Raw genomic sequence first — 18,692 nt, 5'->3', positions numbered from 1 at the left:
GACCCATGGCAAAGCTTTATTTCCACTATTCGACCATGAATGCAGGCAAATCCACTGTGCTGCTACAAGCCGCCCACAACTATGTGGAGCGCGGCATGGTGCCGTATTTGCTGACGGCGCAATTTGATAATCGTGCGGGCAACGGGCGTATCGCGTCACGCATTGGCATCGGCCAAGAGGCAGATACATTCGGCACCGACGAAGACCTGTTTGAAAAGATCAAGACTCGTCTGGAGGCAGGCCCCTGCGCCTGCATCTTTATCGACGAGGCGCAGTTCTTGGGCGAAGAACAAGTTTGGCAATTGGCCCGCGCCGTCGATGACTTGGGCGTGCCGATCATGTGCTATGGTTTGCGGGTCGATTTTCGGGGGTTGTTGTTCCCCGGTTCGGCGACGTTGCTCGCGCTCGCGGATGAGATGCGCGAAGTTCGCACCATCTGCCATTGCGGCAAGAAGGCCACGATGGTGGTCCGTCAGGATGCACAAGGACAGGCCATCAAAGAGGGTGCACAGGTGCAGATTGGCGGGAACGAGACCTATGTCTCGCTCTGCCGCCGTCACTGGCGCGCGGCCGTCGGGCGCTAAACTGCGTTCGGGGGCGTTTGCCCTGCGACACCGGCCTTTAGATTATCGACCGCCATCATCCACATGTTCAAACGCACCTCGTGGGACGCTGTGCCTAAATGCGGCAACAGAACCACGTTGTCCAAGGCGCGCAACGCGTCTGGAACCTGTGGTTCAAACTCGTACACGTCTAAACCCGCACCGCCGATTGCGCCCGCTTGCAAGGCGTCAATCAGCGCGCTTTCTTCGATGATATTACCGCGGGCAATATTGATCAGCAGGCCATGAGGTTGCATCGCCGCCAGCACATCGGCGTTGATCAGGTGATGCGTCTCATCGCCCCCCGGAACCGCAATCACGACCACATCAACGGCGGCGACCAACGCCTTTAGGTCGCTGATATGTTCGGCCTCATAGGGCAAGTCCTTGGCGCTGCGGCTAAAATATTTCACCGGCATCGAAAACCCATAATGGCAACGCTGTGCCACGGCTTGACCGATCCGGCCCATGCCGACGATGCCAACGGTCTTGCCCGTTAAATGCATCCCCAACAGCTGCGACGGGTGCCACCCCGTCCACGCGCCGGACCGTACCAACCGTTCACCTTCGCCGGCGCGGCGCGCAGTCATCAGCATCAGCGTCATGCCGATATCTGCGGTGGCGTCCGTCACGGCACCGGGTGTGTTGGAGACCTGAACGCCGCTCGCTTTGGCGGCCGCCGCATCGATGTGGTTATAACCGACCCCAAAATTGGCAAGGATCTTGCAGCGCGGGCTTTCCACCTGTGCGAACAGCTCTGCCGAAAACGCGTCTCCCAATGTTGGCAGCACACCATCATAGTCGCGCAAGGCCGCGCGCATTTCATCAGCCGACATCGGCGTGTCGATATCGCGGTATGTCACATCAAAATCAGCAAGTGCGGCACGCACTTCGTCAGGGGCGGGGCGGGCAATCAAGAGTTTGGTCAATGCATGCGCCCTCCGTTTGGGACAGGCTGCGCGGGCCGCGTCAGCACAATTTCCCCTGTCTCATCAGGCAGTCCCAGCACCAGCACCTCGGACATGAACGGCCCGATCTGGCGTAGTGGAAAATTCACGACTCCCATGACTTGGGTGCCGACCAGACCGTCGGGCGTATAGTGGGCCGTGATCTGCGCAGATGTCTTACGCTCGCCGATCTCAGGCCCGAAATCGATCCACATCTTGATGGCGGGTTTGCGCGCTTGAGGGAAAGGTTCGGCACGTGTCACCGTGCCAACCCGGATATCCACCGCCATAAAGTCGTCAAAGCTGATCTCAGTCACGGGCCAGCTCCCTCGACCGATCAGCTGCAGCAGCGACAGCGCGCTTTAGCAAGGCCGGAAAACCGTTTTCCTCATCCATCAACACTTCGAGCGCGGCCTGTGTGGTGCCATTCGGGCTGGTCACGTTTTTGCGCAATTGTGTGGGGTCTTCGTCTGCCGCTTTGGCCAAGGCCCCTGCCCCCGCCACAGTTGCGGTTGCCAGTTGCAACGCCAGTTCCGGGCTTAGCCCTTGGGCCACACCGCCAGCCGCCATGGTTTCGATCATGTGGAACACATAGGCCGGGCCAGAGCCGCTGACGCCAGTGACCGCATCAATCTGCGCCTCTTCGTCCAATCGAACCACATCGCCGACGGCGCTTAGCAATTCTTCGGCCTCGTCCATCCCCTTGGCCCCGACGTGATCATTGCCAACAATGGCGGTGATACCTTGGCTGATGGCGGCGGGCGTGTTGGGCATGGCGCGCACGATCGGCGTTTGCGCCCCCAACGTTTTTTCAAAGGTTGCGATTGTGGTCCCTGCTGCAACGCTGACGAACACGGTCTTACCGTTGCCCATCGCCTGCAATGTTGGCAAGGCATCGCCCATCATCTGCGGTTTCACAGCGACTAGAACGACGGCCGGTGCGGCAGGCAGATCGACGTTCAGTTGAACGCCCTGATCTTTCAGCCAGTCAGACGGATAAGGGTCGACGACCCAAACCGATGATTTCGGCAAACCACGTGCCAGCCAACCGGCCAGCATCGCCGAACCCATCTTGCCGCAACCCAGCAGAACCAAGCCGTCTTTAGCAATACGTGTATATTTCATCGCGATAGCCCCCAATTTTTTACATTTGGGGGCAACACTTACGCGTGGCCGTAGGCCTCTGCAATGGCAACCTCAAGCGCTTGCTTGGGCGTTTGATTACCCCAGAGCACAAGTTGAACAGCAGGATAGTAACGCTCAGCACTTAGAACAGCAGCACCAATCATCGTGTCGATCTGTTCGGCAGACGCCTCTTGCCCGCCTGTCAGCACCAGACCATAGCGATAGATCATCGTCTTTTGCTCGGACCAATAGGTAAAGGCACCCGCCCAGCATTGATCGTTCATATCGTTCAACAGATGATACAGCTCGGGCAGTTTTTCGGCTGGTGGGTCCATTTCGAACGAACAGATCAACCGCAGCGTTTCGTCATAGGCAGACCATGCAAGCGTGATCGAATACGTCCGCCACTGGCCCTCGACAGCCATTGCGATTTGTTCATCGGATATTCTGTCAAAATCCCAGTCGTTGAAAGCAGCCAGATTTTCGACGATGTCGATGGGATGGATTTCGTCGTCAAGGTATTGCTCGCTTAGGGCCATGTTACCACCTCGTATCTTCTTGGGTATATCGGCACCAATGGCACCTCTATACTTGGGTGAGTTCACTATAGGGTGGGGAATATTTCCACACCCTATACAAGATATGGTGCGCATATGATGCCGGTCTGGCAAGTCTTTTTCTGGGGATAGATGCAAAAGCTGGGGGATAACCGCAGTTATTTGTGGATAACGTCACAAAAATTTCATGGTTAACAAAGGTTTGCGCGCCGATGTGGACCAGATACGCCGCGAAACCGCCCTGCCCACAAAATAATCAAAGCACCCGAACGCAAATCCGGATGCCTTTTGCTGAATTCAAACCGAACTGAAAGCGGCGATTAGCCTTTGGCTTCCATCGCGTCCAGACGGGCCTTGAGGGCCTCGTTCTCTTCACGGGCTTTCTGCGCCATCGCACGTACCGCATCAAATTCATCACGGGTCACGAAATCCCGGTCGGCCAGCCAACGGTCCATCATACCTTTCATGGCGGTTTCCGCCTCGGTTTTGGCCCCTTGTGCAACGCCCATGGCATTGGTCATCATCTGCGAAATATCGTCGAAAATCTTATTGCGGGTTTGCATTTTGGTCTCTCCTGATCAGCGGTTACTCTCTATATGGTGTTCAATTCATGTTCTCGCAAGGTTGACTTCGCCGCACGGGCAGGCTCAATCGCCTCCATGAACGCAATGATCGACTTCCCGAATATATCGCCCGAGATTTTCTCGATTTCATTATTTGGCATGACCTTTGCCCTGCGTTGGTATGCGCTTGCGTATATTGCAGGCATCCTGATCGGGTGGCGCATCGTTGTGCGCACCGTCAACCACCCCGAATATTGGAAAGACGCGACCCCCGTCATGACCAAAGAGCGGGTCGAGGACCTGCTGTTCTGGGTCATTCTGGGTGTGATCTTGGGTGGGCGGCTTGGCTATGTGCTGTTTTATCAGCCTGCCTATTATCTGCAAAACCCGTTCCAGATCCTGCGAATTTGGGAGGGCGGGATGTCCTTCCACGGGGGCGCAATTGGCGTCATCGTGGCCTTGCTGGCCTTCACCAGCCGTCACGGTCTGAACAAAATATCGACCGGTGATATGGTGGCCCTTGGTCTCGCACCGGGGTTGCTTTTGGGACGGTTGGCCAATTTCATCAATGCAGAACTTTGGGGCCGCCCGACCGATCTGCCATGGGGCGTGCCATTCCCAACCGTTGCTGCACAAGACTGTCCTGATGTGCTTGGTATCTGCGCCCGCCACCCCTCGCAACTCTACGAGGCTCTGCTCGAAGGGCTGATCCTAGGCGCGTTGCTATTGTACATGGCGTGGCGGCGCGGGGCCTTGAAATCCCCCGGCCTGATCGGCGGCACGTTTCTGGCCGGATATGGCATCGCGCGCTTCATGGTCGAATTCGTCCGCCAGCCGGATGCGCAGTTCATCACCCCCGGTAATCCGCTGGGTCTTGCTTGGGAAATCGGCGGCTATGGCCTGACCATGGGGCAAATCCTGTGTCTGCCAATGATCGCCGTCGGGGTCTTTTTCATCATGCGGGCCAGACGCGCCATATGACCGACCTGCTGGATCACATAAAGGCCCAGATACACGCCAATGGCCCCATGCGTGTCGACGAATACATGGCCACCTGCCTGCTGCACCCGACCCATGGTTATTACACCACACGCGATCCATTCGGCGTGCAGGGCGATTTCACCACCGCCCCTGAAATCAGCCAGATGTTTGGCGAAATGATCGGCCTCTGCCTTGCCCAGACATGGCTGGCACAAGGCGCGCCCAAGCGATTCACCTTGGCCGAGCTGGGCCCCGGACGCGGCACGTTGATGGCAGACATCTTGCGCGCGAGCCGGAATGTGCCCGGCTTTGTTGACGCGGCCCAGATTACGCTGGTCGAAGCATCGCCCAAACTGCGCGACATCCAAGCCGCCACATTGGCAGGGTACAAGGTCAGTTGGGCCGACGCCGCAGATGCTCTGCCCGATCAACCTCTCTATCTGGTGGCCAACGAATTCTTTGACGCATTGCCCATCCGTCAATTCATCCGCGGCAGCGATGGCTGGCGCGAACGGCAAATCGGTGTGACAGACGGTAAACTTAGCTTTGGGCTGGGTCCGGTCATGCCACAACCCGCCCTTGCCCAGCGCCTTGACGATACCGCCGAGGGTGACCTGATCGAAGACTGCGCACAAATTGCGCCGATCATGCACGCACTCTCGACCCGTATTGCCACGCGTGGTGGGGCGGCCCTTATTATAGACTATGGCGATTGGCGCAGCTTGGGGGATACGTTCCAAGCACTTCGCGCCCATGAAAAGACCAACCCGCTGACGGCCCCCGGCACCAGTGATCTGACAGCGCATGTCGACTTTGAGCAGTTGGCCGCAGCCGTATCCCCCGCCCTGCATACCCGCGTGACCCCACAGGGTGTTTTCCTTGAAAGGCTTGGCATTACGCAGCGTGCGCAAGATTTAGCCAAGACGATGGACGGCCCCACGCTTGAGGCGCATATTGCCGCACATCGGCGCTTGACGCACCCGGCTGAAATGGGAAACCTGTTCAAGGTAATCGGGGTGTATCCACCGACACAGATACCGCCACCGGGATTGGAACCATGACACTTGAAATTCTAACATCCGATTGTCTGGGTGACCTGCGACACGGCTTTTTCACGCGCCGCGGCGGGGCGTCTTCTGGCGTCTTTACTGGCTTGAACTGCGGCTATGGCAGTTCGGACCAGCGCGAGATCGTGCAGATCAATCGGGGCCGGGTAGCAGAAGCCATGGGCGTGCCAGAAACCCATTTGGTTGGTGTGCATCAGATACATTCAGCAACGGCGATCACCGTCGATGGGCCGCTTGACGAAAAGCCGCAGGCGGATGCTTTGGTCACTGCCACCCCGGGGATTGCGCTTTCGGTTTTGACGGCCGACTGCCAACCGGTGCTGTTTGCCGACCGTGACGCAGGCGTGATCGGGGCCGCCCATGCCGGTTGGCGCGGGGCGCTGGATGGGGTTCTGGCGGCCACCGTCGAAGCGATGGAGGCTCTGGGCGCGCAGCGCGCCAACATTAGCGCCGTCATCGGCCCCTGCATCAGCCAACGTGCCTACGAGGTCGGGCCCGAGTTCATCGAGGATTTCCTTGCAGAAGATCCAGACTATGCCCGATATTTCGCCAATGGCGCAGATGATCGCATGCAATTTGATCTGCCTGGCTTTGGCTTGAACCGATTGCGCGCCGCAGGGGTGGGCCATGCCGAATGGACGCACCACTGCACCTATGGTGATCCCGACCGATTCTATTCTTACCGCCGCACGACTCACTCAAAAGAAGCGGACTATGGTCGATTGATCGCGGCGATCACCCTCTGAGCAGGAACAATTTGACGAAAATGCGGCGGATACCTGCCATGGTTTTGCCAGATACCCCATCAGTTTCTGCTCCCCCTGCCCTCGACAATCCGCAGCCCGACGACCGCAGGCGACGAAATCACCTACAAAACATAGTGATCAAACCGATTGGGGCGAAATCGTCACAAATCTAACTGCGGGCGTTTCAATTGCAGAAAAAGAACTTTTTTCACGCCCTATCCCTGCCCAAAAGCCTTTGCATATTGATCCCAACGAACAGACGCCACCAATCGAAGGGGATACGATCATGAAGACGAACACACGCTTTATCAAATCCGTAGTTGCTGCCGCAGCCAAAGAAACAACGCAAATGCCTTGGGCACGCGGTGCACGCCGGGCAGCCTTTATTGCCTCACGAACTGCACCCCAACCTGTGCGCAAGACAGCCTAAGTTACTACACCCGCTAAGGCGCTAAACCACCCACGCCGCGCAAGGCGCAGTTGGATCAAGGTTTGGCGCATCGGCTGAAAAGCCATCTGTACTTCGACACCAATGCACTGCGCCCCGCGCAATTGCCTTGGGGTCGAAGGCGAGAGCCAGCACCATTTTATGCATATTTCTTAACGTGCGATCCCGCGCGGGCCTAAGCCATGCGATGCCTAAATCGAAAGTGACACAATGATACAGAACACCACATCCCCCTCAATCGTATCTAAACGAATTTCGCTCTCTAATGACATCAGCGCACGAGGCTATTATACCTCTTACCTAACACGAGGGCCGAAAATGCAGATAAAACAGCCTTGCCGAAGCTATGAAATCGTTGCCAAGCGCGCCGATGGAACTGTGTTTATCGGTCAAGATCAGGCACCTGCCCTGCCAGTTTTTGAGAACGCGTTTGCTGCTTTTGCCCATGGGTCCCCTGTCCTCACGACCGACGGGGACATTCCCGTCGAAGACCTGCACCCCGGTGACATGATCATGAAAAGCGATGGCACTGCGGCACCCCTGCTTTGGATCGGGTCCAGTTCATTCGTACCGGCTGATACCGGTCAGCGCACGCCATTGGTGCGGGTCATGGCTGACAGCCTTGGGGCGGGACGTCCCGCGGGTTTCTTAACCTTTGGTCCCGCTGCACGGATTTTGCACACGCCATTGGACATGCGCGGCGACGGCTCCCAGACTGAAGTGCTTACGTCGGTGCGCGATCTGGTTGATGGTGTGAATGTGATCGAGATTACGCCGCCGACGCCCGTCCGCCTGTACCATCTTTGCCTTGAGGATCATGCGACCATCACTGTGGGTGGCTTGCACGTTGAAACATTCCACCCTGGCATGGATTTTCTGCGCGAGGTCCCAATACGTCACCGCGACCAATTTTTGGGAATGTTTCCACATATCCGAAGCGAAGTTGACTTTGGCGCGCTATGCCACCCGCGTGCGCCGGCCAGATCAGACATGGCGCTGTCCGCTTAAGGGGTTAACCTCTTTAGGGGCTAGTGCTTAATCTATCTTCCAACACGTCAAAGGGCACGCCGGGTTCATCCTTGGCAGGCCGTATCACAAGGCTGGTTTTGACGCTGGCAACATTTGGTGTGGTCAGCAATTGCCCCGTGAGAAAGCTTTGAAAGCTCGACAAATCTGGTGCGACACATTTCAAGATGAAATCCACTTCACCGTTCAACATGTGACATTCGCGGACCAGCGGCCAACCGCGGCATTTTTCCTCGAATGTGGTCAGGTCTGATTCGGCTTGGCTGGCAAGCCCGACCATCGCAAACACCTGCACTTCAAAACCCAGATCGCGTGCATTCACATCCGCATGATAGCCACGAATATATCCGCTTTCCTCAAGCGTACGCACACGCCGCAAACAGGGGGGCGCAGATATGCCAACACGTTTCGCAAGCTCAACGTTGGTCATGCGACCATCTGCCTGCAATTCGGCTAAAATTTTCCGGTCGATCGGATCAAGCCGCGTACCCGCCATAAAACCCCCAGTTTATTTCCGATTGTTATAACACCCACGCAGTAAGGCGCAATATTCTTTCGCCAGCACGCAACAATATGATTCTGATGTCTGTTCGTGCTTTTCGTTGCATCGCCGGGAAATAGCAAACAGTTACCGACCGTTATGTAATCATGGGGTTTAAGGCCCTCCTTGGCGTCGCTATATTACGCTTAACAATTTTTGATCACTCAATTCAGGGGGCTTATCATGGCCGAGACACGCAAAACCAAGCTTTTGATTATTGGCTCAGGCCCTGCGGGATATACCGCCGGGGTCTATGGCAGCCGCGCCATGTTGAACCCCATCCTTGTTCAGGGGATTGAACCGGGCGGCCAGCTTACCACAACAACCGAGGTCGAGAACTGGCCCGGTGACAGCGAAGTTCAAGGCCCCGACCTGATGATCCGCATGCAAGAGCACGCGGCAGCGATGGGTACCGAGATTATCGGCGACATCATCAACGATCTTGATCTGTCCAGCCGCCCCTTTCACGCCAAGGGCGACAGCGGCACCACCTATATCGCTGATGCTGTGATCCTTGCCACGGGTGCACGGGCGAAATGGCTGGGGCTTGAAACCGAGGAAAAATTCAAAGGTTTCGGCGTCTCTGCCTGCGCCACTTGCGACGGTTTTTTCTATCGCAACCAAGAGATTGTGGTCATCGGCGGCGGTAACACCGCTGTCGAAGAGGCGTTGTTCCTAACTAACTTTGCATCGAAAGTAACGCTGATCCACCGCCGCGATAAACTGCGCGCCGAGAAAATCCTGATTGACCGTCTTGAGAAGAACCCGAAAATCGTACCGATGTGGTTTCATCAGCTTGACGAAGTGTATGGTAGCGACATGCCGCTCGGCGTCGAAGGCGTTAAGGTCAAGAACGTCAAAACCGGCGAAATCACGGACATTCCGGCCAAGGGCGTCTTTGTCGCCATCGGTCACGCCCCCGCGAATGAGTTGGTTAAAGATGTGCTGGAAACCCACATGGGCGGCTATGTCGTCACGAAACCTGACAGCACCGAAACCTCGATCCCCGGTGTTTTTGCCGCAGGCGATCTGACCGATCACAAATATCGGCAGGCTGTGACCAGCGCAGGAATGGGATGTATGGCCGCGCTCGAGGCGGAACGTTTCCTCGCCGAGGTCGGCGATGACGAAGGTAAAGACACGTCGTTGCCCTTGGGATACGGTGCTGAAGTAAAAGAGGGCGTCTAACTTTCGGGTTGGTGATGGTTTGTTGGGAAACAATTGCTGTTTCGCAACAAAAATCACGTTACTGTCCGTAATTTAACGCAAAAAGCCCGCAAGCCTTGATTAGGCCAAACGCACCGGTCTAAACCCCGGCAAAACAGCCATTTGTACTAATATATTGAGAGACTCATATGCAGACGCCGAACCTAGCTCCGATCCCCGAACTTTATGTCTCTTACGATTCGGCGCAAAAGCTGAAAGTGGAAGCGGGCGAGTTGGTCAGCCATGACCTGACGCCACGCCAAATTTGCGATCTTGAGCTGTTGATGAACGGTGGCTTCAACCCGCTTAAGGGTTTCTTGACCGAAGAAGACTATAACGGCGTCGTCGAAAACATGCGTTTGGCGGATGGGTCACTGTGGCCGATGCCTATCAACCTGGATGTGTCCGAAAAATTCGCCGAAGGGCTTGAGATTGGTCAGGATATCGCCCTGCGCGATCAGGAAGGCGTTATTCTTGCCATCATGACCGTCACCGACCGTTGGGTGCCAAACAAGGCGAACGAGGCGGAAAAGGTGTTCGGGGCCGACGACAGCGCCCACCCTGCCGTGAACTATCTGCACAACACCGCGGGCAACGTCTATCTTGGTGGTCCGATCACGGGTATCCAGCAGCCTGTTCACTATGATTTCAAGGCGCGTCGCGACACGCCCAATGAACTGCGCACCTATTTCCGCAAGATGGGTTGGCGCAAGGTTGTGGCGTTCCAAACCCGCAACCCCCTGCACCGCGCGCATCAGGAACTGACGTTCCGCGCCGCGCGTGAAGCACAGGCGAACCTGTTGATCCACCCCGTTGTTGGCCTGACCAAGCCCGGCGATGTCGATCACTTTACCCGCGTGCGCTGCTATGAGGCGGTTCTGAACAAATACCCCGCCGCGACCACGTCGATGAGCCTGCTGAACCTTGCCATGCGCATGGCTGGCCCGCGCGAGGCTGTCTGGCACGGTCTGATCCGCAAAAACCACGGCTGTACGCATTTCATCGTCGGTCGCGATCACGCGGGTCCCGGCAACAACTCCAAAGGCGAAGATTTCTATGGCCCCTATGATGCGCAGGACCTGTTCCGCGAGCATCAAGAGGAAATGGGCATCGAAATGGTCGATTTCAAACACATGGTCTGGGTGCAGGAACGCGCCCAATACGAGGCCATTGACGAGATTAAAGACAAGGATGACATCACCATCCTGAATATCTCGGGCACCGAATTGCGCCGCCGCCTGCAGGAAGGGCTGGAAATCCCCGAATGGTTCTCCTTCCCCGAGGTCGTCGAAGAGCTGCGCCGCACCCGTCCGCCGCGGAACAAGCAAGGCTTTACGGTGTTCTTCACCGGCTTCTCAGGCTCGGGCAAATCCACCATCGCCAACGCTTTGATGGTCAAGCTGATGGAGATGGGCGGCCGTCCCGTCACGCTGCTGGATGGGGATATCGTCCGCAAAAACCTGTCGTCTGAGCTGGGCTTTAGCAAAGAACACCGCGACCTGAACATCCGCCGCATCGGCTATGTCGCATCCGAGATCACCAAGAACGGCGGCATCGCGATCTGCGCGCCCATCGCCCCCTACGCCACCACACGCCGCGCGGTACGCGAAGACGTCGAAGCCTTTGGCGCTTTCGTGGAAATCCACGTCGAAACCTCCATCGAGGAATGCGAACGCCGCGACCGTAAAGGCCTGTACAAGCTGGCACGCGAAGGCAAGATCAAGGAATTTACCGGCATCTCAGACCCTTACGATGTGCCCGAGAACCCGGAACTGGCCGTCGAGACGGAAAACGTCGACGTCGACAACTGTGCCCATCAGGTGTTGCTCAAGCTGGAAAGCATGGGGCTGATTAAAGGTTAAGCGTACCGGACTTGGTAGAGCTAAAAATTCAGAAGGCCAGCCGCTACAGGCTGGCCTTCAACGTTTCAGCCGCGCGTTTTTCAAGATCGGCAAAGGATGCAGCCTGTGATTTTGCGGCACGCAATGCGGGCACAAGCTGTTCATATTGCTCATCCGATGCGGCCTCGACGGCGCGCTCGAGGTCTTCTTAGCTGTCGCAGATGATCATCCCATCCGTATCGATAAAGTCGCCGATATTCGGGCAGCCCCAATAGATCGGCACCGTCTCACACAGCACAGCATCAACCAGCTTTTCGGTGAAATAATTTGGTTCGCGGATGTTTTCGATCACAACCGAGAACCTGTATGGGGCCAGCCCATCGCTTTTCGCCTCGAACGGTGCATAGCCCCTGCCCAGAACCGTCACATCCAGACCTTTTTTCTGAACATACTCAACCAGGTCATGGCGCAAAATATGCCCTTCATAGTCGCGCTTTCCTGAGGCAATCAGTGACATATGTTTGTTTTTGGCGACGGATATTTCTTTGTATTCGGGCACCCAAGTCGTTCCAAAAGCCAAAAACAACCCGTTTGGAATGCGATCCAAAAGCTCTTGATGAAACGCCAAGACCTTAAAGAAACGCCGATAGGTCCAGCGCAACCACCATAAATGGCGCGCGTGAATAATCGCCGGCTCAACAACAAGGGGCGAAATATGCGCCTTTGTCCCTAGGTTAGGCAGAAAATGCATGTTGGTTTTGGGAAAGATAATCAGGTGATCTGTTGCATCCAGTGATGCCACCGTCCCCTGTGCCAGCCTTTCGGGGCGGCCCAACGGCCAAACCAGATCGTCAAGATTGCGGTTTGCCAACGCTTTTCCCAATTTGCTGCCATAGGGCAAAACAGCTATTGCAGGTTCAGTCATCGCGGCACCTCAAGATACATTCCCGCATACCTAACCACAGCATCACAAATAGAAAAGGCCGCGCAGATGCGCGGCCCTTCCGTTTGTGCAGTTAGCAATGGGGTTTAGTGTACCATCACCGGCGCGTAATCGTGGTCGCGGGCCAAGCTAAACGCCAGCTTACGATCGCCAACCAGCGCCAATTGCTGACCTTTTGCATCGTGAACCGCATAAAGCTGCTCAAGCCCTTCGGCCTGTTCGCGCACTTCAAGGGGCAGGTCCGAGACAGCAATCGTTTTCACGTATACGGTCCGGTCCTTAAGATGCGTTTCTGTATTGTGCATTTTATTCCCCTTTTCTGATTTTAATCGTCTGAACTACTTTTTCCGGCTTCGAACGGCTTAGATCCACATGAAGCAAACCGTTCTCCATCAAGGCTTCGCCAATCTCGACCCCGTCGGCCAATACGAATGACCGTTGAAATTGCCGCGCTGCGATCCCGCGATGCAGGAAAATTCGGTCATCCGGCCCATCGGTTTGGCGGCCTCGTATCACCAATTGCCGGTCTTCGACGGTGATCGACAGATCGTCCTCGGCAAATCCTGCAACCGCAAGCGTGATGCGATAGCTATAATCAGATGTCTGTTCGATGTTGAAAGGGGGATACCCTTCGTTTCCTGCTTTTGCAGTACGCTCCAACACCCGTTCCAGTTGCTCGAAACCCAGCATATGCGGGTACGAAGCTAGTGTTAATTTCGTCATAAGACACGTCCTTAAGTCAAGCGACAGTCAGTCATTGCGGCCCCTATAGCGGCGACCTACCTCCTAAATATGGGGAGCAGACGTGGCATAAGCAAGGGCTATGCCAATGATTGGCTAACGCTTATGTTATAAGACCTGATCAAATGAAGAATCGCCTAGCCATATGAATGCCCCAACTGACCTGTCGATGAAAAACGACGACGTTCTGCGCGTCGAGCTTGCTGTTTTCCGCCGTGAACACCGCGATCTTGATGATGCCATCCAAGCGCTTGGCGAAAAGGGGACGGCGGATGCCTTAACGCTGCAACGCCTGAAAAAGCGCAAGCTGCGCCTGAAAGATTTGATTGCCCAGATCGAAGATCGCCTTACTCCCGATATTACGGCCTGATCCGATTGCCACCCCACCTATGATGGCTATAGTACGCGCTTCTTAGGCGACCTAGCAAAGGCATATCCAATATGGAAAATCCCCCCGTCGGTATCATCATGGGCTCTCAATCCGATTGGAGCACGATGCGCGAGGCCGCGAACCTGCTGGATGAATTGGGCATCGCCTATGAAGCCAAGATCGTGTCGGCCCATCGCACGCCTGACCGGTTGTGGGATTACGGCAAAACAGCCGTTGATCGCGGATTGCAGGTGATTATTGCAGGGGCTGGCGGGGCCGCGCATTTGCCCGGCATGATGGCGTCAAAAACCCGCGTGCCGGTCATTGGCGTTCCGGTCCAGACCAAAGCTTTGTCGGGTGTCGATTCGTTGTATTCCATACTGCAGATGCCACGCGGGTTTCCCGTTGCGACCATGGCAATTGGTGCAGCCGGTGCAGCAAATGCCGCACTGATGGCCGCTGGTATTCTGGCGCTTGGGGACAATGCGCTGGCAAAACGCCTCGAAGATTGGCGCGACGCGCTCAGCGCCTCTATCCCGCAGGAGCCTGTTGATGACTGATCCTTTGGCGACCGGTGCGACCATCGGCATTTTGGGCGGCGGACAACTGGGCCGTATGCTGTCTGTCGCGGCTGCACGTCTGGGGTTTCGCACGCATATCTTTGAACCCGGCGCGAACCCGCCCGCAGCAGATGTTGCCCATCATGTGACCACCGCAGGCTATGATGATATCGACGCGCTCAAGGCCTTTGCCAATGCCGTGGACGTCGTCACATATGAGTTTGAGAACATCCCGACCGAAGCGTTGGATGTGATTGAAACCATCCGCACCATCCACCCCAACCGCGAGGCTTTGCGCACCAGTCAGGATCGCCTGACCGAAAAAACCTTTCTTGAGGGGCTGGGACTGCGCGTCGCCCCTTTTGCCGATATTGCCAGCGCCGCTGACCTTGATGCCGCCATGCAAACCATCGGCACGCCTTCGATCCTGAAAACCCGCCGCTTTGGCTATGACGGCAAGGGCCAATCGCGGCTGCGCTCTGCCGACGATGCGCAAACGGCGCTTGATGATATGGCAGGCAGCCCTGCGGTTTTGGAAGGGTTCGTCAACTTCACCAGCGAAGTCTCTGTCATCGCGGCCCGCAGCCCATCGGGCGACGTCGCCTGCTTTGATCCCGGTGAGAACGTCCACCGCGATGGCATCCTGCACACGACAACTGTGCCTGCAAAGCTGTCCGCATCCTTGCGGATGGATGCGGTGTTGATGGCGGCCAAAATCCTGAACGCGCTTGATTACGTGGGCGTGTTAGGCGTCGAATTATTCGTGACGCGGCAAGGGTTTATCGTGAATGAAATCGCCCCGCGGGTGCATAATTCCGGCCATTGGACCCAAAATGGATGCGCCATTGACCAGTTCGAACAGCACATTCGCGCCATCGCGGGTTGGCCCTTGGGCGACGGCAGCCGCTATGCCGACGTGGTGATGGAAAACCTGATCGGCGACGACATGGACCGCGTGCCAGAACTGGCGAAACAGCGTGATACAGCGCTGCACCTATATGGCAAAACGGACGTAAAAGCGGGCCGTAAAATGGGCCACGTCAATATTATCAAGCGGTAAAGCGCTGCGCGATATCGCCTGACATATAGCTAACGCGCCCGCCTGACATCGTCATGGCGACACGGCGCATTTTTGCATCCAGCACCACAAGATCGGCCCTTTTACCAAGGCTCAGATCGCCGCGATCAGCCAGCCCCAAAACCCCAGCGGGCCCGGCGGATACCAACCGCCATGCATCCTGCAAGGGCAAAACGCCGCTGTCGGCCAACATGAAGGCAGCACGTCTGGGCGACGGATAGTGATAGTCCGACGCCAAGGCCGCGCCGATCCCCATTGTGATCAAATCGACGGCAGACACATTGCCGTTATGCGACCCGCCGCGCACCACATTCGGGGATCCCAGCACCACAAGGTCACCTGCTTCTGCCGCCGCTTCGGCGGCCTCTAATGTTTCGGGAAACTCCGCCACCTGAACGCCCCGCGCGCGCCAATCAGCGCGGCCTTGCGCGGTAGTATCATCATGGCTGCCCATCTGAATTCCTATAGCGGCCAGTGTGCGACATAGATCATCCAAGGCCGCTGGCACCGCATCGCGGTTCCCATGTAATTCCTGCATCAGTTTCAGATGTGCATCGGGGTTGCGCCCGGCCTTGAGCGCTTGGGCCACCATCCGTTTCGGCGCGCGCCCCTCGGCCAGCCGCCCATGCGGCAGGTGATCGTTAAAGACGATATAAGACAGCCCATATTCCTGCATCAGCGTGGGAATTTCTGCGTAAAGATCAAGCATATGGGTCTCGAACCGCAATTGCCCGCGCAGGTCTGTGACCAGCCCCGGTGCCGTTTTGCGCATCGCATCAAACACCTGTTTGGCAAATTCAGGGCCGCGCAGCCCGCCTTCCCAGCTCACGAACTGCGCAAGCACAGCGGTCGTGATCCCGTTGGCAGCCAGTTCAGCCTCGGCCGCGACCATCCCTTCGGAGAGTGTCTTCATCGCGCCACGACGTGGGGCCAGATGACGCTCGAACCCGTCGCCATGCACATCAACGATACCCGGCAGGATCATATAGCCGCTCAAATCAATCTGACGTGGCTGTGCGGCGTCCACAATCACCCCGCCTGAGACGGACAAGGGGCGATCCTCAAGACCGCTAACCCCCAGCACTCTCGCCCCGACTAATTCAAGGTCCAACATCATCAACCCCCGGCAAACAGCCCCCTTCGGGACATCCAATTGAATCCAACACCGCATCGATAAAGGTCAGCGAACGGTCAAACTTGCCGGTGTCCAGATAAATCATCGTCTGCGCAATCACCGTCGGGTTCATCATGATAAATGTATGGGTGACCGGCAGCATCAGAAAATCACGCATACCATCGACCCGCGCCGATTTCACCGACACCTTGCCATCATCACGACCCGGCAAGATCGACGAGAAATACGGGTTCAGGGATTGGGTGCCCGCAATCACGCCCAAATCAAATGTGACCGGCGGCAAGCTTCGCGGGAGTGAGTTTTCACCCGTCCCCATTTGCGCGCCTGCAGGTCCGTTCATCCAGTCAAAGGCCGGAATATTCCCCAAGGCATCGACGACCTCGCTCCCCTGATTGGGCGGGGCCAGCATGACCACACGACCGACCCGCACATCGCCAACCTCAGACACCCATTGCCGCAGCAAAATACCGCCCATGGAATGGGTCACGAAATCCACCTTGTCGGTGCCGCAGGCCGCAACCGCGTCGGGCAACGTGCGACGGGTCAGCTCTTCTACCGGGGCCTCGGTCGACGGATAGCCGGGGCGCACGACCTTGTAGCCTTCGCTTTCCAGCGAGGCTTCCATGACGGCGAACGATGTTTCGGTGCGTGCAAGCCCGTGCAACAGCACAACGCAGCGCCCCTCACCGGCCCGCGCCAGATCAGATTGCGCAGATGCGCAACCGCTGAACCCGAAGAGCAGAATAAAGAGGGCGAGAACGATTTTCATGTCTGTGCAGATAGACTGAAATTCCGACATGTGAAATGCTTTGACAGCAGCGATAACGGAAAGAGCGTGAAATGGCGAAAAATGGCCCGCGTCTGGCGGTACGAGCTGTGATTATGCACGAAAGTCGTTTGTTACTGGTTAATGCCTATCCTGACGGCATAAGCGATCTGATGTGCGCACCCGGCGGCGGGGTCGAGGTGGGGGCATCCTTGCCCGACAACTTGGCCCGCGAGGTGTTTGAAGAAACGGGCCTGCGGATTGATGTGGGCGCGCCTTGTCTGGTGAACGAATTCCACGACCCGACACGTGGATTTCATCAGGTCGATTTCTATTTCCGCTGCACCGTGATCGGATCACCCCAGATCGACCCCGCATGGCAGGACATTGAAAATATCGTGTCGGACAGGCGTTGGGTCACGAAAGGCGAGATGGCGCAGCTTAGGGTGAAACCTGACAGCTTGATTGATATCGCATTCGGCGATGCCCCGATCAGCTACGACCCGCTTGAGCTGATCGTGCGCTGACCGCCAACCCGATCCCGCCAAGGACAAGCACGGTCGCCACGATCACCTTGATATCAAGCGGTTCAGCCAAGATCACCGCCCCTGCCAGAATCGCGATCACCGGCACCGAAAGCTGAACGACCGCCGCCGTAAATTGCATCAGTTTCGGCAAAACCGCGTACCACAGCGCATAGCCCAGCCCCGATGTCACAGCGCCGCACAGGATACCGACAGCAAGGCCCGTCGGGGTGTAAAACGTCGGTTGCACAAGCATCAGCAGCGCCACAATCGGCGCGCAGATCAGGAAATTTCCAGCGGTGTTCGCCAGCGGATCAGCCGAACCCTTGCCGATAATCGTATAGGCCGCCCACCCCAACCCCGCCGCGATCATCAGCACCGCGCCAAGCGGATCGACCTGCACCGCGGCACTGGGCCACAACACCAGCACCAAGCCGGCAAAGGCGACAGCGGCCCCGATCATCTTGCGCAGCGTTGGCGTGACGCCAAACAGCGCGCCATGGGCGAACATCGCAATTTGCACCACGCCGAATAAGATCAGCGCGCCCAGCCCCGCGTCCAGCGTCAGATATGCCAGCGAAAACCCGATGATATAAACCGCCAATGTCAGCGCGCCAAAGGCACGTTGACGGTTTAATAGCTGCACCCGCGCGCCTTGCAGCAGCAGAACGAGACATAGCATCGCAGCCCCGGAAACGACCCGCACCACGGCAAAACCTGTGGGGTCGATATACCCGCCTGCAATGGCAAAGCGCGTCAGGACAGAGTTCGCGGCAAAGGCGATCATCACAAGGGCGGTCAAAAGGAAAATACGCATGCCGACTGCTTAGGCCAGCCGCGCGGCACGTGCCAACGAAAAAGGGGCACATCAAACGATGCGCCCCTTAATTCTGTCAGCGAAGGGTTCGTGAACCCTACGGCGTGA

Annotated in this window: 23 protein-coding genes; 11 read left to right on the top strand and 12 right to left on the bottom strand. The window is 56.9% G+C overall.

The features are described 5' to 3' along the window. Window positions 1-5 precede the first annotated feature (5 nt). Complete coding sequence (locus tag AADJ11_RS07890) at window positions 6-584, top strand: thymidine kinase (protein WP_341233979.1); 579 nt, start codon at window positions 6-8, stop codon at window positions 582-584. Here the strand turns inward: AADJ11_RS07890 and AADJ11_RS07885 are convergent. The 5 genes from AADJ11_RS07885 to AADJ11_RS07865 form a co-directional block, all read right to left on the bottom strand. Next, window positions 581-1,531 (bottom strand): D-glycerate dehydrogenase, encoded by a 951-nt coding sequence (locus tag AADJ11_RS07885; RefSeq protein WP_341233978.1) that lies wholly within the window; start codon window positions 1,529-1,531, stop codon window positions 581-583. The two genes, AADJ11_RS07890 and AADJ11_RS07885, sit on opposite strands and share 4 nt — an antisense overlap. Next, window positions 1,528-1,866 (bottom strand): tRNA-binding protein, encoded by a 339-nt coding sequence (locus AADJ11_RS07880; RefSeq protein ID WP_341233977.1) that lies wholly within the window; start codon window positions 1,864-1,866, stop codon window positions 1,528-1,530. The genes AADJ11_RS07885 and AADJ11_RS07880 overlap by 4 nt, the downstream gene beginning before the upstream one ends. Then, entirely contained in the window at window positions 1,859-2,674 is an 816-nt protein-coding gene (gene proC, locus AADJ11_RS07875) for a pyrroline-5-carboxylate reductase (RefSeq protein ID WP_341233976.1), read from the bottom strand. The genes AADJ11_RS07880 and proC overlap by 8 nt, the downstream gene beginning before the upstream one ends. A gap of 38 nt (window positions 2,675-2,712) precedes the next feature. After that, window positions 2,713-3,213, bottom strand: coding sequence for a YbjN domain-containing protein (locus AADJ11_RS07870; protein ID WP_341233975.1), 501 nt, complete (start codon window positions 3,211-3,213; stop codon window positions 2,713-2,715). Between the two features lie 338 nt (window positions 3,214-3,551). Further along, window positions 3,552-3,794, bottom strand: a complete 243-nt coding sequence (locus tag AADJ11_RS07865) for an accessory factor UbiK family protein (RefSeq protein WP_093915572.1) — start codon at window positions 3,792-3,794, stop codon at window positions 3,552-3,554. Between the two features lie 96 nt (window positions 3,795-3,890). On the opposite strand from AADJ11_RS07865, the gene lgt reads away from it, so the two are divergent. The 4 genes from lgt to AADJ11_RS07845 all read left to right on the top strand — a co-directional run bounded on the left by lgt (window position 3,891) and on the right by AADJ11_RS07845 (window position 8,044). Further along, the gene (gene lgt / locus AADJ11_RS07860) at window positions 3,891-4,775 is read left to right on the top strand and encodes a prolipoprotein diacylglyceryl transferase (RefSeq protein WP_341233974.1); all 885 of its coding nucleotides are present in this window, start codon (window positions 3,891-3,893) and stop codon (window positions 4,773-4,775) included. Beyond that, window positions 4,772-5,836, top strand: a complete 1,065-nt coding sequence (locus AADJ11_RS07855; protein ID WP_341233973.1) for an SAM-dependent methyltransferase — start codon at window positions 4,772-4,774, stop codon at window positions 5,834-5,836. Before lgt ends, AADJ11_RS07855 begins: the two co-directional genes overlap by 4 nt. Then, complete coding sequence (pgeF, locus tag AADJ11_RS07850; RefSeq protein WP_341233972.1) at window positions 5,833-6,588, top strand: peptidoglycan editing factor PgeF; 756 nt, start codon at window positions 5,833-5,835, stop codon at window positions 6,586-6,588. Before AADJ11_RS07855 ends, pgeF begins: the two co-directional genes overlap by 4 nt. A 766-nt stretch (window positions 6,589-7,354) precedes the next feature. After that, entirely contained in the window at window positions 7,355-8,044 is a 690-nt protein-coding gene (locus AADJ11_RS07845; protein WP_341233971.1) for a Hint domain-containing protein, read from the top strand. A 13-nt stretch (window positions 8,045-8,057) separates the two neighbouring features. On the opposite strand, the gene AADJ11_RS07840 is transcribed toward AADJ11_RS07845, so the two are convergent. Beyond that, window positions 8,058-8,558, bottom strand: a complete 501-nt coding sequence (locus tag AADJ11_RS07840; RefSeq protein WP_341233970.1) for an Lrp/AsnC family transcriptional regulator — start codon at window positions 8,556-8,558, stop codon at window positions 8,058-8,060. A gap of 228 nt (window positions 8,559-8,786) precedes the next feature. On the opposite strand from AADJ11_RS07840, the gene trxB reads away from it, so the two are divergent. Beyond that, window positions 8,787-9,791: a thioredoxin-disulfide reductase gene (trxB, locus tag AADJ11_RS07835; RefSeq protein WP_341233969.1), complete on the top strand. Its 1,005-nt coding sequence runs from the start codon at window positions 8,787-8,789 to the stop codon at window positions 9,789-9,791. A 167-nt stretch (window positions 9,792-9,958) separates the two neighbouring features. Beyond that, window positions 9,959-11,671 (top strand): bifunctional sulfate adenylyltransferase/adenylylsulfate kinase, encoded by a 1,713-nt coding sequence (locus tag AADJ11_RS07830; RefSeq protein WP_341233968.1) that lies wholly within the window; start codon window positions 9,959-9,961, stop codon window positions 11,669-11,671. Window positions 11,672-11,858: 187 nt separating this feature from the next. On the opposite strand, the gene AADJ11_RS07825 is transcribed toward AADJ11_RS07830, so the two are convergent. The 3 genes from AADJ11_RS07825 to AADJ11_RS07815 all read right to left on the bottom strand — a co-directional run bounded on the left by AADJ11_RS07825 (window position 11,859) and on the right by AADJ11_RS07815 (window position 13,316). Continuing rightward, a complete protein-coding gene (locus AADJ11_RS07825) occupies window positions 11,859-12,575 on the bottom strand; it encodes a glycosyltransferase family 10 (protein WP_341233967.1) in 717 nt (238 codons plus the stop codon). A gap of 104 nt (window positions 12,576-12,679) precedes the next feature. Continuing rightward, window positions 12,680-12,898: a DUF1150 family protein gene (locus AADJ11_RS07820; RefSeq protein WP_219579607.1), complete on the bottom strand. Its 219-nt coding sequence runs from the start codon at window positions 12,896-12,898 to the stop codon at window positions 12,680-12,682. 1 nt (window position 12,899) lies between these two features. Beyond that, window positions 12,900-13,316 carry an Hsp20 family protein gene (locus AADJ11_RS07815; protein ID WP_341233966.1) on the bottom strand — a complete coding sequence of 139 codons (417 nt, stop codon included), beginning with the start codon at window positions 13,314-13,316 and terminating at the stop codon, window positions 12,900-12,902. A gap of 163 nt (window positions 13,317-13,479) precedes the next feature. Between AADJ11_RS07815 and AADJ11_RS07810 the strand changes: the two genes are divergently transcribed. From AADJ11_RS07810 to AADJ11_RS07800, 3 genes are all read left to right on the top strand, one after another. Continuing rightward, window positions 13,480-13,704, top strand: coding sequence for a DUF465 domain-containing protein (locus AADJ11_RS07810; protein WP_341233965.1), 225 nt, complete (start codon window positions 13,480-13,482; stop codon window positions 13,702-13,704). A 71-nt stretch (window positions 13,705-13,775) separates the two neighbouring features. Beyond that, complete coding sequence (gene purE, locus AADJ11_RS07805) at window positions 13,776-14,264, top strand: 5-(carboxyamino)imidazole ribonucleotide mutase (RefSeq protein ID WP_341233964.1); 489 nt, start codon at window positions 13,776-13,778, stop codon at window positions 14,262-14,264. Continuing rightward, window positions 14,257-15,324: a 5-(carboxyamino)imidazole ribonucleotide synthase gene (locus tag AADJ11_RS07800; protein ID WP_341233963.1), complete on the top strand. Its 1,068-nt coding sequence runs from the start codon at window positions 14,257-14,259 to the stop codon at window positions 15,322-15,324. Before purE ends, AADJ11_RS07800 begins: the two co-directional genes overlap by 8 nt. Here the strand turns inward: AADJ11_RS07800 and AADJ11_RS07795 are convergent. Further along, a complete protein-coding gene (locus AADJ11_RS07795; RefSeq protein WP_341233962.1) occupies window positions 15,314-16,456 on the bottom strand; it encodes an alpha-D-ribose 1-methylphosphonate 5-triphosphate diphosphatase in 1,143 nt (380 codons plus the stop codon). The genes AADJ11_RS07800 and AADJ11_RS07795 overlap by 11 nt on opposite strands. Beyond that, window positions 16,443-17,246: an alpha/beta fold hydrolase gene (locus AADJ11_RS07790; protein WP_341234474.1), complete on the bottom strand. Its 804-nt coding sequence runs from the start codon at window positions 17,244-17,246 to the stop codon at window positions 16,443-16,445. The genes AADJ11_RS07795 and AADJ11_RS07790 overlap by 14 nt, the downstream gene beginning before the upstream one ends. Window positions 17,247-17,317: 71 nt before the next feature. Between AADJ11_RS07790 and AADJ11_RS07785 the strand changes: the two genes are divergently transcribed. Next, a complete protein-coding gene (locus AADJ11_RS07785; protein ID WP_341233961.1) occupies window positions 17,318-17,770 on the top strand; it encodes an NUDIX hydrolase in 453 nt (150 codons plus the stop codon). On the opposite strand, the gene AADJ11_RS07780 is transcribed toward AADJ11_RS07785, so the two are convergent. Next, window positions 17,736-18,584: a DMT family transporter gene (locus tag AADJ11_RS07780; protein ID WP_341233960.1), complete on the bottom strand. Its 849-nt coding sequence runs from the start codon at window positions 18,582-18,584 to the stop codon at window positions 17,736-17,738. The two genes, AADJ11_RS07785 and AADJ11_RS07780, sit on opposite strands and share 35 nt — an antisense overlap. Between the last annotated feature and the right edge of the window lie 108 nt (window positions 18,585-18,692).

Source organism: uncultured Sulfitobacter sp., from assembly GCF_964021855.1.
In the GTDB taxonomy this organism is placed as follows: Bacteria; Pseudomonadota; Alphaproteobacteria; order Rhodobacterales; family Rhodobacteraceae; genus Sulfitobacter.
This window is presented reverse-complemented; position numbering and strand designations above follow the sequence as displayed.